Origin of the sequence: Halopelagius inordinatus (assembly GCF_900113245.1) — an archaeon.
GTDB classification, from domain to species: Archaea; Halobacteriota; Halobacteria; order Halobacteriales; family Haloferacaceae; genus Halopelagius; species Halopelagius inordinatus.
The window spans coordinates 690,448-703,863 of the sequence record NZ_FOOQ01000002.1 but is presented as its reverse complement, the minus strand read 5'-3'; the positions used below and the strand labels follow the sequence as shown (position 1 = coordinate 703,863).

At 66.3% G+C, this 13,416-nt stretch carries 14 protein-coding genes and 1 tRNA gene; 8 read left to right on the top strand and 7 right to left on the bottom strand.

Annotated features, from left to right (window positions below; all coding sequences use genetic code 11):
• Positions 1–33: 33 nt before the first annotated feature.
• The 4 genes from BM167_RS11425 to BM167_RS11410 all read right to left on the bottom strand — a co-directional run bounded on the left by BM167_RS11425 (position 34) and on the right by BM167_RS11410 (position 1,556).
• A complete protein-coding gene (locus BM167_RS11425; RefSeq protein ID WP_092892555.1) occupies positions 34–219 on the bottom strand; it encodes a DUF8015 family protein in 186 nt (61 codons plus the stop codon).
• A gap of 164 nt (positions 220–383) precedes the next feature.
• A tRNA-Leu gene (locus BM167_RS11420) sits at positions 384–468 on the bottom strand.
• Between the two features lie 73 nt (positions 469–541).
• Positions 542–898 carry a ferredoxin gene (locus BM167_RS11415; RefSeq protein WP_092892553.1) on the bottom strand — a complete coding sequence of 119 codons (357 nt, stop codon included), beginning with the start codon at positions 896–898 and terminating at the stop codon, positions 542–544.
• A gap of 118 nt (positions 899–1,016) precedes the next feature.
• Positions 1,017–1,556 (bottom strand): peptidylprolyl isomerase, encoded by a 540-nt coding sequence (locus BM167_RS11410; protein ID WP_394327239.1) that lies wholly within the window; start codon positions 1,554–1,556, stop codon positions 1,017–1,019.
• Positions 1,557–1,643: 87 nt separating this feature from the next.
• Here BM167_RS11410 and BM167_RS11405 point away from each other — a divergent pair, with 87 nt between their 5' ends.
• Positions 1,644–2,648: a succinylglutamate desuccinylase/aspartoacylase family protein gene (locus BM167_RS11405; RefSeq protein ID WP_092892551.1), complete on the top strand. Its 1,005-nt coding sequence runs from the start codon at positions 1,644–1,646 to the stop codon at positions 2,646–2,648.
• A gap of 27 nt (positions 2,649–2,675) precedes the next feature.
• On the opposite strand, the gene BM167_RS11400 is transcribed toward BM167_RS11405, so the two are convergent.
• On the bottom strand, positions 2,676–3,761 hold the full coding sequence (locus BM167_RS11400) for an anthranilate phosphoribosyltransferase (RefSeq protein WP_092892549.1): 1,086 nt from the start codon (positions 3,759–3,761) through the stop codon (positions 2,676–2,678).
• A gap of 168 nt (positions 3,762–3,929) precedes the next feature.
• Between BM167_RS11400 and ahbB the strand changes: the two genes are divergently transcribed.
• Together ahbB and BM167_RS11390 are read left to right on the top strand one after the other, a co-directional pair.
• Positions 3,930–4,982 (top strand): siroheme decarboxylase subunit beta, encoded by a 1,053-nt coding sequence (ahbB, locus tag BM167_RS11395; RefSeq protein ID WP_092892547.1) that lies wholly within the window; start codon positions 3,930–3,932, stop codon positions 4,980–4,982.
• Between the two features lie 56 nt (positions 4,983–5,038).
• A complete protein-coding gene (locus BM167_RS11390; RefSeq protein WP_092892545.1) occupies positions 5,039–6,517 on the top strand; it encodes a sensor histidine kinase in 1,479 nt (492 codons plus the stop codon).
• A gap of 402 nt (positions 6,518–6,919) precedes the next feature.
• Here the strand turns inward: BM167_RS11390 and BM167_RS11380 are convergent, their stop codons facing one another.
• Positions 6,920–7,696 carry a CehA/McbA family metallohydrolase gene (locus BM167_RS11380; protein WP_092892541.1) on the bottom strand — a complete coding sequence of 259 codons (777 nt, stop codon included), beginning with the start codon at positions 7,694–7,696 and terminating at the stop codon, positions 6,920–6,922.
• Between the two features lie 217 nt (positions 7,697–7,913).
• Here BM167_RS11380 and BM167_RS11375 point away from each other — a divergent pair, with 217 nt between their 5' ends.
• Both BM167_RS11375 and BM167_RS11370 read left to right on the top strand, forming a co-directional pair.
• Positions 7,914–9,659 (top strand): Rieske (2Fe-2S) protein, encoded by a 1,746-nt coding sequence (locus BM167_RS11375; RefSeq protein WP_092892539.1) that lies wholly within the window; start codon positions 7,914–7,916, stop codon positions 9,657–9,659.
• 55 nt (positions 9,660–9,714) lie between these two features.
• Positions 9,715–10,224, top strand: coding sequence for a redoxin domain-containing protein (locus tag BM167_RS11370; RefSeq protein WP_092892537.1), 510 nt, complete (start codon positions 9,715–9,717; stop codon positions 10,222–10,224).
• Between the two features lie 3 nt (positions 10,225–10,227).
• On the opposite strand, the gene BM167_RS11365 is transcribed toward BM167_RS11370, so the two are convergent.
• Positions 10,228–11,265, bottom strand: a complete 1,038-nt coding sequence (locus tag BM167_RS11365; RefSeq protein ID WP_092892535.1) for an NAD(P)/FAD-dependent oxidoreductase — start codon at positions 11,263–11,265, stop codon at positions 10,228–10,230.
• 164 nt (positions 11,266–11,429) lie between these two features.
• Here BM167_RS11365 and BM167_RS11360 point away from each other — a divergent pair, with 164 nt between their 5' ends.
• Genes BM167_RS11360 through BM167_RS11350 form a run of 3 tightly spaced genes read left to right on the top strand, consistent with a single transcriptional unit; the run spans position 11,430 to position 13,413 of the window.
• Positions 11,430–12,239, top strand: coding sequence for an aldo/keto reductase (locus BM167_RS11360; RefSeq protein ID WP_092892533.1), 810 nt, complete (start codon positions 11,430–11,432; stop codon positions 12,237–12,239).
• A gap of 57 nt (positions 12,240–12,296) precedes the next feature.
• On the top strand, positions 12,297–13,001 hold the full coding sequence (locus tag BM167_RS11355; protein WP_092892531.1) for an RAD55 family ATPase: 705 nt from the start codon (positions 12,297–12,299) through the stop codon (positions 12,999–13,001).
• 4 nt (positions 13,002–13,005) lie between these two features.
• Positions 13,006–13,413, top strand: coding sequence for a DUF8057 family protein (locus tag BM167_RS11350; protein ID WP_092892529.1), 408 nt, complete (start codon positions 13,006–13,008; stop codon positions 13,411–13,413).
• The last annotated feature ends 3 nt before the right edge of the window (positions 13,414–13,416 follow it).

Below are 13,416 nucleotides of genomic sequence, written 5' to 3'. Positions count from 1 at the left end.
GGCGGGAATCAACGGCGATAATCGGGGCGGCTCTCAGGCGAGTTCGGTGGCCGTCCCGACGACGACGACGACCGCCGCCACCAACGCGCCGAGACTCCCGGCGACGTACAGCGGAATCGAAGAGAGGAGACCGACCACGCCGCCGCTTGCGAGACTCATCCCCATCGCGCCGAGTTGGTAGTCGTATCGGGTCGGCCCCGCGGGCGGTCGTTGGCTCATTGCGTAATTACATCTAATTAGGCAGCCACGAATAAGTTAGGGCCGGTTCAGGCTCCGTGCGTGTTTCTCAGTCGTTGCGAACGCCGCCTCCGTCGCCGACCGATTCTCCCCCGGTTCGGTGACGTCGGTCGCGGAACTCCGCAGAGAACTCACGGCTCGGAGAATGCGGGGGACGAGATTCGAACTCGCGAACCCCTACGGGAGCGGATCTTAAGTCCGCCGCTTTTGGCCTGGCTCAGCCACCCCCGCGCGTCATCCTCTTTCGGAGACGCCCCAAAGATGGTTTCGTTTCTCTCTTCGGAGACGCCGCGCCGCGGACCGATTACCAGTCCACGCTGAGCGTTCCGTCGCCGTTCGGGTCGGGCGCTATCTCCTCGTCCGTCCGGCGGTCCACGACGTGGATGACTCCCCGTCCCTTCTTCGCGGGGCAGATTTCCGCCGCCCGGATGTTCTCCTCCAGTTCGTCCTCGCCGACGAAGTACGACTTCGGCTTGGCGAGGTTCGTCGCGAGGTCCATCTCCCAGTTGTCTGCGACTTCGGCGCACCGCCCCGCAGCGAAGCATTTGTTCGCCTCGAAGATTATCTTGTACGGCTTCTCCGCTATCGGCGGCGCGTCCTCGTCGCTTCCGATATCGCTCGCGCGGACCGGCCCCCCGTCTGATTCCTCGGACTCGCTCATCGGGTGCGCCTAGCGGGGCACCGGACTTTGCGCTGTCGGTTGTCGGCGCTCCGAGAGAGTCGGACCGTCGGCTCTCGGGTCGCGAGCGGTCTCGAAGAAAAACAGGCCGGAAAGGCGCTTACTCGTCGATTTCGACCGATTCGAGGACGACGTCCTTCATCGGTTCGTCGTTTCGGTCCGTCGGGAGGTTGCCTATCTCTTCGACGACGTCCATCCCCTCGCGAACCTCTCCGAAGACGGCGTGCTTGCCGTCGAGGTGGGGTTGGGCGTCAAGGGTGATGAAGAACTGCGACCCGTTCGTGTTGGGGCCGCGGTTGGCCATCGACAGTTTCCCCGCGCTGTCGTGGTTCAGGTCGTCGTGGAACTCGTCGTCGAACGTGTAGCCCGGGCCGCCGCGACCGGTTCCCTCGGGGTCGCCGCCCTGAATCATGAAGCCGTCGATGATGCGGTGAAAGACCGTGCCGTCGTACAGCGAATCCGTCCGCGTCTCGCCCGACTCGGGGTCGCTCCACTCTTTGTCGCCCGTCGCGAGGCCGACGAAGTTCTCGACGGTTCGCGGGGCGCGTTGCTCGAACAGTTCGACGACGATGTCGCCTCGGTTCGTGTGAAGCGTCGCGACCGGATTCTCGGGGTCGTCCATCGCGGATTCGTCTACCATAGCGGATGGTAGGTCGTCGGGTACAAAAACCGTGCCTTCGCGGGTCGCCCCCACATGATACAAGACGCACCCGCCCCAGGTGCGGGTATGCACACGGCCGAGACGCTCACCCTCGCACGCCTTCCGTCCGGCGTTCCCGTCCGTACCACCGTCCACACGTACGGCGACGCCGCAGAACAGGGCTCGACGGGCCAGGCCGCGCCCGGCGGCGGTCCGACGCTGTACGTACAGGCGGCCCAACACGGGCGCGAGGTCAACGGGACGGAAGTCCTCCGCCGCGTCCACGAACGACTCGACCACGAGGCCGTCTCCGGAACTCTCGTGACCGTTCCCGTGGCCGACCCTCTCACGTTCGACCGCGTCTCCTACACCACGTCCGAGGAGATAGACGCCGTCAACTCGAACATGAACCGCGTCTGGCCGGGCGACGACGAGGGGTCGATCCACGAACGGATGGCGGCGGCCCTCTGGGAGTACGCGGGCGAAGCGGACGCGATCATCGACCTCCACACCGGCAGTCCGGACATGCTCACGCACACCGTCTACCTGAAGGGAGACGACGAATCGCGGCGTCTCGCGGCGGCGTTCGGGTCGGACCTGCTCCTCGCGGAAGCGGCGGGCGACGAGGCGGACACGGAGTGGACGGAGCGGAACTTCGGCGGCAAACTCCGCGTCGCGGCCACCCGCGAGGGTATCCCCTCTCTCACGCCCGAGTTGGCCCACAACAAGCAACTCGTCGAACCCGCGATAGAAACCGGCGTCCGCGGCGTGCAGAACGTCATGAAGGAACTCGACATGCTCTCTGGAGAGCCGGAGATACCCTCGAACCTGACGACGGCGCGGAACCACCTCGGGCGCGTCACCGCCGCCGACTCCGGACTGTTCCACCCCGGACCCGACACCGCCCTGGGCGAAACCGTCGCCGAGGGCGACCACCTCGGACGCGTCTACGACCCGACGACCTACGAGGTGCTTCAGGAGGTGACCGCCGACCGCGCGGGGTTCGTCTACTCCATCGCGCGCGAGGCGACGGTCACCGCCGGAGAGACCCTCGTCGGCGTCGCGCTTCCGTTACGCGACGGCGTGGAGTGAAGAAGGCCCGGCGGGTCGACGCCCGCCTCAGAACGCGCGCAGGTCCTCGAGGACCGCTTCGGCGTCGCCGCTCTCTATCGCGTCGCGGGCCGCTTTCAGTCCCTCGTCGATGCTGTCTGCGTCCTCGCGGGCGTAGATTCGGAGCGCCGCGTTGAGTGCGACGGCGTCGGCGAACCGGTCGTCGCGTTCGCCCGCGAGGACAGACTCCGTTATCTCCGCGGAGTCGCCCGCCACGTCGCTCTCGTCTACGCCCAAGTCGTCGTACTCGAAGTCCATCCCGTACTCCGCCGTCTCTATCTCGAAGTCGTCGAACTCGCTTCCCTCGTCGGTCTGCGTCCACTCCGCCACCTTCGTGTAGCCGGGCCGGATGTCGTCGTAGCCCTCCATCCCCTGGAACATGAGGACGCGCCGCAGGTCGTGGTGTTCTGACTGCTCGAAGGTGTCTATCATCTTCTTCGCGAACGCGAGGTGGTAGAACGACCCGAGGTGCACGTCGGCGTTGGCGGGGTTCGCGATGGTCTCGACCGTGTTTACGAACGTGCGGACGCCCATCTGGTCGCGGCGGTCCCATAGGTCGTGGACGACCGGGTTGAAGTTCGGCTGGTAGTAGAAGCCGAAGCCGGTGTCGTCAACCATGTCGGCGCTCTCGCGCGGTTCGAGTTCCGTCCGGACGCCGAGTTCGTCCAACACCTGCTTGTAGGCGTCCTGTTTCTGCGTCGGCACTCGGTCGCCCGAGTGGACGACGACGGGCGTCCCCGCGGCGGCGGCGACGATGCCCGCCGCCGCGCCGAGAATCGCCGTCTTCCCCTTCCCGTCGTAGTTCGCGCCGCAATCGACGGGGTCTGCGTCGGGTTCGGCGTACTCGACGTGTTCGCACATCACGTCGGTGTACGCGGCGAGTTCCTCGGCGTTGTTGTGTTTCCAGCGGTTCGCGAGCCAGAAGGCGCCGAGGGTGGTCGGGTCGGGTTCGCCCGCGAAGATGCGGCGAATCGCATCCTGCGCCTGTTCGCGCGTCATGTCCTCCGCGGACTTGGTACCGGAGCCGACCACTTCGGTCATGAGGCGCTTCAGCGGCCACTCCCCGAACTCGGACGTTTCGGACGCTTGAGCCATGCTGTCACGTTGGCGTGCGTCCGACAAAAGTAGTCCGTTCGCCGTCCGGAGTCCGCCGGTCGCACCACTCTCGCACCCCCCGCGGACGACCCGGACGGGCAACGCCGTCCTCCGGCGCGCCGTCGGGAATCCGAAACCGGTAGGTTCGCTCGCACCTACCGCTACGTAATGAGCGCACTGGAGGGTGATTGGCGTGCGGAACTGGACGACGTGGATGCCGCCCTCATCGACGAGTACCAGAGCGGATTCCCCGTCGAACCGCGACCGTTCCGCGCGGTGGCCGGGGAACTGGGCATCGAAGAGTCCGAAGCGGTCGAACGCGTGCGGCGACTGCGCGAGAAGAAGGTGTTCCGGCGATTCGGCGCGGTGTTGAACCCGCCCGTCATCGGAAGCTCGACGCTCGCGGCCGTCAGCGCCCCCGAATCGCGGTTCGACGAGGTGGCCGAGGTGATAAACGGCTACCGGCAGGTGAACCACAACTACCGCCGGGACCACGAGTGGAACATGTGGTTCGTCGTCACCGCCGCCTCGCGCGAACGCCGCGACGAGATTCTCGCCGAAATCGAGGCGAAAACCGGGTGTACGGTGCTGACGCTCCCGATGCTCACGGACTACTACATCGACCTGGAGTTTCCCGTGGTGAACGAGGACCGCTTCGCCCGCGAGAGTCTCGACGCGACGGACGTCTCGGCGACGCGCATCTCAGAGGAGGCGACCGGCGACCTCTCGACGCTCGAAGCCGACCTCCTCGTCGAGATTCAGGACGGCTTTCCGCTCTCTGAGACGCCGTACGCGGACGTCGCGGCGGCAGTCGGCGCCGACACGGAGGACGTCGTCGCCGCCGTCGGCCGACTCCGCGACGACGGCTGTATCAAGCGAATCGGCTGCGTCGTCAACCACGTCGTCACCGGGTTCGACTCGAACTGCATGGTCGTCTGGGACGTGCCCGACGACGAACTCGACGCGCGCGGCGAGGCCGTCGGCCGCCTCCCGTTCGTGACGCTCTGTTATCACCGACCACGCAGAGAGGAACTCGACTGGAACTACAACCTGTTTACGATGATTCACGGGCGCGAGGCCGACGCGGTGGACGAGAAGATAGACGAACTCGCGGCGGACCACCTCCCGTTCGACCACGAACGCCTCTACTCGACGGCGACGCTGAAACAGACCGGCGCGCGGTACGAGGCGTTGGTCGGATCGGCCGAACGAGGCGGGTGAGTTCCGGGTCGGTGGGTTATCTGTACCCTTAACTACCCCGCGAGCGAGAAACCGCTGTGAGCCAGACTGAGTCGAGTACTCACCGAGACGAAACCGCCGAGTGTGCACTCGACACGTTACGCCAGAGTCCGGAGTTTCGCGGACCGGTCCGCGCTCCCGACCACTCCCACGCGAACGACCACTTCGCGCTCGTCTACGAGAACCGAGAAGAGCAGTTCGCCGCCGTCGTTCCGTTCGTGCGTCAGGGACTCGAACGGGGCGAACGCTGCCTGTACATCGCCTACGAGAACTCCCGAGAGGACGTACTCGAAGCGATGCGCGAGGGTGGAATCGACGTGGACGCCGCCCTCGATTCGGGCGCACTCTCCGTTCACACCGAGCGAGAGACCTACCTCCGGAACGCGACGTTCGACGCCGACGACACGATTTCGTTCCTCGATTCCGCCATCGAGGAGGCCAGCGAGCAGTACGAGGCGTTGCGCGTGACCGGAGAGATGAGTAGTGTCCTGCAGGAGGACCCGGAGGGCGCGGAACTCGTCAAGTGTGAGGCCAAGGCCAACTACCTCTTCGACGAGGCCGACGGCGTCGCACTCTGTCAGTACAACCGAACGCGCTTCCCGTCGGATGTCATCCGGGACGTCATCAGCACCCACCCTCTCCTCGTCCACGACAACAGGGTCAGTCACAACGTCTACTACACGCCTCCCAGCGAGTTCTTCGGCCCCGACAAGTCGGAACGCGAGGTCACGCGATTACTGAACACGCTGGTGGAGCAAACCGACACGAAGACCGAGTTAGAGGAGCGCACCGCGGAACTCGAAGAGACCGTGGCGCGACTCGAACGGTCCAACGCCGAGTTGAAGCGGTTCGCACACGCCGCCTCTCACGACCTCCAAGAGCCGTTGCGGATGATATCGAGCTACCTCCAACTGCTGGAACACCGCTACGCCGACGCCCTCGACTCTGACGCCCGAGAGTACATCGACTTCGCCGTCGACGGCGCCGACCGGATGCGCGAGATGATAGACGGGCTTTTGGCGTACTCTCGCCTCGACCGAACCCCCGAGAAGTTCGAGCAGGTCGACTGTGTCGCCGCCCTCGACGAGGCGGTGGCGAACCTCGAAGTCGCCGTCGAAGAGAGCGGTGCCGTGATCACGTCGGACGAACTGCCGGCGGTCAGAGGCGACGGGACGCAACTGGTGCAGCTATTTCAGAATCTGCTCGACAACGCCATCACGTACGCCGGCGACGACCCCCCGCGAATCCACGTCGGCGCGAAACGCGGCGACGGCGAGTGGGTGTTCTCCGTCACGGACGACGGAATCGGTATCAGTCCCGAGAGGACGGAAGAGATATTCGACGTGTTCACGCGCCTGCACACGCCCGACGAGTACGAGGGGTCGGGCATCGGCCTCGCCATCTGTCACCGGATCGTCACCATCCACCGCGGCCGAATCTGGGCGGAGTCCGAACCCGACGAGGGGTCGACGTTCTCGTTCACCGTTCCCGACGAGGACGCGACAGAGGTCGTCTGAGTCGGACCCGCAGACGAGCGAGAACCCCACGATTCTGTCGGTCGAGGCCAATCCGGGGGACTGCCGTCTCGTGCAAGTCGCGTTCGGCGAGTGCGAAACGGAGTTCCGCGTCCGTGTCGCCCGAGAGGGAGAGGACGCTTCCGACCTCCTGTTCGGACGGCGGAGAACTGCTCGACGAACTCGAAACCGACGCTCCGGAGGATACCCGTCCCGTCGAGTTCGACCGATCACGACGACGTCGAAAAGGCGTACGACCGCGGTGCGAACGCGTACCTCACGAAACCCCTCGACCCCGTGGAGTTCTTCTCGCTGGCGAGGACGAGAGACGAGTTCTGGTCTCCCTTCGCGACTCGGCCGTCGGCGGAGTGAACGGCATCCCGCGAGGGAGCCGAATACGGCGCGTCACCGCGAGAACGGCCCGGCGCGCGCTATCGTCCGCGCCGCTTGCACGACGCTCGCCTTCGCGAGCGACCCGCTCTTTATCGCACCGACCTTCGCGTAGTAGCCGCTCTTTCGGGCGGCCGCGCCGCCGTAGTGGCGAGTGCTCGTCGGAATCGGCGTTCGACGTCCTTCGACGCGCGTCGTCCCGTGGTAGATGGCGTCGAGAACGTCGCGCGCGGTGAGTGTCGCGCGGGTCACGTCGGGCACGTCTATCTCGGTGTACGCGCGGCCGACGTATCCGACCTTGTGCGCGTCGCTCCCCGCGACGCCGGGGTAGCCGTACTCGCGCGCGAAGCGACGCGCGCGGCGGTTCTTCCAGCCGGTGAACAGCCACGAGTTGTAGACTTCGATGGCGTCGGCGTCCGTCAGTTGGCTCTTGCGGACGCCGTGGCGACTCCGCTGGAACGGATGCGGAACGATGGCGACGCCGCCGTGGTCGCGAATCCACTCGACCGTCTCGCCGAGCGGTTCGCCCCGCGGCGGCATCGACTCGACGCCGAGGGCGAGAAGGTGACCGTCCGCCGTCGATACCTCCACCCCGGGGATACCGACGAGCCCGTACATCGGCGCGAGTTCCGCGGCCCGAACCGACTCGTGGATGACGTCGTGGTCCGTGATGACGACGGCGTCGAGCCCGATTTCGGCCGCCTGCTCGAGAATCAACTCCACCGGGTCGGAGCCGTCGTACGACGCCTCCGAGTGAACGTGTGGGTCGATTCGGACGGTGAGGGCAGACACGGGGTACCGTTCGCTCTCCTCAAGTAAAAGCTATCGGCAGACGAGTGTCAGCGCTGCGCACGCCAGACCAACCGGGTAAATAGCAGATTAACCCGCTCTCGGGGCTCTCTCGCCACAGTTAGGTCCGTCCGCGCGGCGTCCGTTCGATAGATGTCGAACTTATTACTTATATTCGATTCGGCGAACGTTTACGGTCCGAGCCGTGGTGTATGATACCATGGCTTCCGAACCGCGGGACGAGTTCGTGTACGCGTGCGCTCTCGACGACCTACGGGAGGACGGTCGGAGAGTCGTCAGTCGTCCGGGGACGCCGCTTGCCGTCTTCTACCACGAGGGCGAGGTGTTCGCGACGGACAACCGGTGCCCGCACATGGGATTTCCGCTGGCGGAGGGGAGCGTGGACGAGGGCGTCCTCACGTGTCACTGGCACCACGCCCGGTTCGAACTCTCCTGTGGCGACACCTTCGACCCGTGGGCGGACGACGTGCAGACGTACCCCACCGAGGTGCGCGACGGCGACGTCTACGTCGGTCCGCGTCCCGCCCCGGACGAACCGCCCGCGGACCACTGGGCCGGGCGACTGGAGGACGGACTCGAACGGAACCTCGCACTCGTCGTCGCCAAGTCGGTCATCGGCCTCGAAGACGCGGGCGTCCCGCCCGCGGAGGTAGTCGAGACGGGAATCGCGTTCGGCGCGCGCTACAGAGAGGCGGGGTGGGGTCCGGGCGTGACCGTCCTGACGGCGATGGCGAACGTCCTCTCTGACCTCCGCGCGGAGGACCGGAGACGCGCGCTGTATCAGGGCCTCGTCCGAGTCGCCGACGACTGCGCGGGCGAACCGCCGCGCTTCGACCAGGAGGCGTTCGGCGCGCGCGACGTCTCGTACGACCGGTTGAAGTCGTGGTTCCGCGAGAACGTCGAGGTTCGAGACGCCGACGGGGCCGAACGCGTCCTCCGGACGGCGATAGCGAACGACTGCTCTGACGCCCGACTGGCCGAGATGCTGGCCGCGGCGGCGACGGACCACCGCTACCTGAACGCCGGTCACACGCTCGATTTCGTCAACAAGGCGTGCGAAGCGCTCGATACCGTCGGCTGGGACCGCGCGGAGGCGGTCCTCCCGAGTCTGGTCCGCGGCCTCGCGACGGCCGACCGCGCCGAGGAACGGTCGTCGTGGCGGCAACCCGTGAACCTCGCGTCGATGCTCGAAGCGACGTTCGCCGAACTGGACGAACTCGTCGCGGCGGGCGAGTCGAAGACGTGGTCCGCCCCCGAGGGGTTCGCCGAGACGCTCCGCGCTGACGACCCAGAGACCGTCTTCTCGGCGCTCACGTCGGCGATAGCCGACGGCGCGACGGTGGACGAACTCGCGGGCGAAGTCGCGTACGCCGCGGGGACGCGAGTCGCCCGGTTCGCGACGGTCAACGAGTTCAGCGACTGGAACACCGTCCACCACACGTTCACCTACGCCAACGCGCTCCACCGACTGGCGCGGCGAACGGGGGCGCGAGAACTCTACCGCGGCGTGTTCGACGCGGCAACGAACGTCTACCTCGACCGGTTCCTGAACACCCCACCCGCACCGCTGCCGGAGATGCCGGAGGGCGACGGAGACTCCGAGACGCACCTCGACGAACTTCTCTCCGCTTTCGACGTGGAGGGCGAAGTGAACGCCGCCGGACGGCACGCCGCGCACTTTCTGGACCGCGGCGGCGACCCCGCGCGACTCCGCGAACGACTCGGGCGGGGGCTTCTTCGAGAGGACGCCGGGTTCCACGCGTTTCAGTCGCTCGAAGCCGGATTCGGGCAGGCCGAACTCCGAGACGACCCCGAGGAGGTGCGGACGCTCTGCGTCGCCGTCGCGCGGTATCTCGCCGCGCACTTTCCGACCAGACGGGAACGCGAACAGACGTTCACTATCGCCTCGCGCCTCCACCGCGGAGAGAAGATTCACGAGTCGTGACGCGGGTGGCCCGGAGACGGCCAACGCTCATGTGTCCGGGCGCACAGGGAGAGATATGGTTCGCGAAGGCGACAGCGCACCGGACTTTACGGTGCCGAAAGCAGGCGGCGACGCGTACAACGACATCGACGAGTTCACCCTCTCGGACGCGTTGGGGAACGGACCGGTCGTCCTCGCGTTCTACCCCGCGGCGTTCACCAGCGGATGCACGGAGGAGATGTGCACGTTCCGCGACCGGATGGACGAGTTCGACGGACTCGACGCCGACGTGTACGGGGTGAGCGTCGATCTCCCGCCCGCACAGAACGTCTGGATGATGGAGAACGACCTCCAGTTCCCGATGCTCTCGGACTGGGACCACGAGGTCATCCGCGCGTACGACGTGGTCCTCGACGACATGTACGACCTGTTCGAGGCCGCACAACGGAGCGTCTTCGTGCTCGACTCGGAGGGAACCGTGACGTACCGGTGGGTCCGCGAGGGCGACAACCCCGACTTCGACGAGTTGGCGTCGGAGGTCAGAGACGCGGTCGAACGGACCGCCGAACCCGAGACGGCCGAGTAACGCTCAGTCGCGGTCCGCGATTCGCTCGCCCGCGTCGTACCCGTTCCAGAGGGCGCGTTGCACGCGTCCCTCGCCGACGACCCAATCGCCCGCGAAGTGAAGCCCGGCGTCCGCCGTCGAACGGAGTACCGCTTCGTCGACGCCCTCGTCGGGAAGCGCGAGTCGCCAGCCTTGGTCGTCCGTCCAGTCCGGCGCGCGGTACCGGTCCTCGCCGAGGAGTTCGGCCACGAGTCCGGCCGCGGCGGGACCGACTTCGTCGAGGGGTTCGGCGTACCGTTCGGCGGACCACTCGGGACTCATCTGCGCGACGAGGAGGCTCTCGCCGTCGGGGACGTGGCCGTCTTTGCACTCCTCGCGGGAGAGCCACCCTATCTCGTGTTCCTTGTCGGCGTTCACGAGGCCGTACCACGGATACTCCTCTGCGAACGGGTAGTGGAGGACGACGGTTCTGATGGTCCGATACGGCACGGCACCGACGGCGCGTCTGACCTCGTCCAACCGGTCGTCGTCCCAGCGGGTCATATCGAGGAGCGCTGCCGTCTGCGGCGCGGGCGGCGTCAGGAGGACGTCGTCGAACGGGCCGAACTCCTCGCCGTCGCTCTCCGAGAGCGTCCACGCGCCGTCCTCCTGTGCGACTGTCTCGATTCGCGTTCGCAGGTGGAGGTCGGCGTCCGTCCGGTCGAGAAGGCGTTTCGCCAGTTGCGTGATTCCCTCGGTCCACGTCCACTTTCGGGACTCGTTCTCCGCGCGGTCGCTCTCTGAGAGTTCGCCCGCGGCGTCGAACGTCCACACCGGTTCCTCGATAGTCGTCAAGCCGTCCGCCCCGAGGTCAGAGATGAGCGATTCGGTCCGTTCGTCCACGTTCTTCACGTAGTTCGCGCCGTGGTCGTAGTGGCAGTCGTGTCGTCGCCGCGTCGCGGCCCGCCCGCCGACGCCGCCGCTTTTCTCCAGAATCGTCACCTCGGCGTCCGCGTCGGCCAGTGCGTGCGCGGCACCGACCCCCGCCACTCCCGCGCCGACGACTCCGACGCGTCTCGTCACGCCCGCCCCTCGCAGTCTCTCGGCTCGACTCTCGACTCCCGATTCGGCTGCTCGCGGTCGTGCCGTTCGCTCGGACGTCTCATAGACCGGTCTACGGTCCCGTCCCGCATTACGGTTCGGGCGCGAACCCCACAGCTGAAACCCCTGCGGTCCGCGCAACGGGTATGGACGACGAACCGGAGATTCGGACGCTCGGAGACGCGAACGTCCCCGCGGTCGGACTGGGAACGATGGGTCTCGACACGCCGTCGGACGCCGAGGCGGTGACGGCGGCCGTGGAGATGGGCTATCGACACGTGGACACCGCACAGATTTACGGCAACGAGTCCGTCGTCGGCGACGCGATAGCCGTCTCCGACGTTCCGCGCGAAGACGTGTTCCTCGCGACGAAGGTGTGGGCGGACAACCTCGCGTACGACGACGTCATCGAGAGCACGCGCGAGAGCATGGACAGACTCGGCGTGGACTACCTCGACCTGCTGTACGTCCACCGCCCCATCGACGCGTACGACCCCGCGGAGACGCTCTCGGCGTTCGACCGCCTCCGCGACGAGGGCCTGATTCGCCACGTCGGCGTGAGCAACTTCGAGGTGGCGGAGTTGGCGACGGCGCGCGCCCACCTCGACGCGCCCATCGCGGCCCACCAGACGGAGTACCACCCGCTTTTCTCTCGGCCCGAACTCCTCGAAGACGCGCGGGAACACGGAACCGTCCCGGTGGCGTACTCGCCGATGGCGGGCGGGAAGGTGACGGAGGTAGACGACGTCGTCGCGGTGGCGGAGAAACACGGGACGACGCCGCAGGCGGTCAGTCTGGCGTGGCTCCGAGCCAAGGGGATGGCGGTCGTTCCGAAGTCGAGTTCGACGCCGCACCTCCGCGCGAACCTCGATGCGGCGACCGGTCTCGCTCTCGACGAGGCGGACGTAGCGCGCATCGACGCCGTCGAACGCGAGGTCGAACTGTACCCCGAGTGACGGGTTCGCCTCGCCGTCCCCGGAATCGTTATAACCCAGTCTTCGGAGAATATCTCTATGCGGATTCCGAGTGGGGTTAGCGGGTTCGACCACCTCATCGAAGGTGGGTTCCTCCCCCAACGACTCTACGTGTTGTCAGGTCCGCCGGGAAGTGGAAAGACCACGTTCACGGCGCAGTTCATCGCCGAGGGGCTTCGTAACGGCGAAAACTGCATGTACATTACGATGCACGAGACGCAAGAGGAACTGGTAAACGACATGTCGGGGTACGACTTCGGCTTCGAGACGCTCACGTCCTCCGAGCAGTTCCGGTTCATCAATCTCGTGAGCCAGAAGGGAAAGCACCTGCTGAACCAGTTCTCGCAGGGGAACAACCCTTCGAGCGTCCAGAGTCTCACCGACAAGATCGTGGCGTTCGTCAACTCACGGCAGGTCGACCGCCTCGTCGTCGATTCGACGATGCTGCTTCGGCTCTTTTTCGCCGACGGCGACGAGGAGATGACGAGGTTCCTCACGGCGTTGAAACAAGGGGAGGCGACGACGCTTCTCATCTCGGAGATGACCGACCCGAGTTCGTACTCGGACGAACACTACCTCGCACACGGCGTCGTCTTCTTCCACAACTACCTCGAAGCGACGGGGATGACGCGCGGGATACAGGTCGTGAAGATGCGCGGGACCGATATCGACTGCGACATCCGCTCTCTCGAATTCTCCGACGAGGGGTTGGTGGTCGACCCGACAAAGCGCGTGGACCTGTAGGCCCATGTACGACCAGGTCTTCGACACCGATTGGCAGACTCTCGAAGCGGAGGACGCTCTCAGACGGATGTACGCGCTCGGTATCGCCAGCGAACTCGGCCACGAGTTCCCCGACGAACGGACGCGCATCCGGCGTCTCACGAGCACCGCCTACCAGCGGAGCGTCCTCGATTTGGCGTACAACGAAGGCCGCAGGCAGGTCCAAGACGTCCGCGGCGACTTCGACACGGACGCGGAGATGTGGGACGCTCTCGTCGACGAGGACGGGACGCCGAAGGCGCCGCCGAACTTGGACGTCGACCAGACGCCGGCGGACGTCCCGAAGGCGGTGACGCGGGCGTCGATGCTCGAACTCGACGTCGACGAACTGGAGATGCTCCGTCTCCCGTCGCGTCTCCGGCGCGACGAGTAGGCG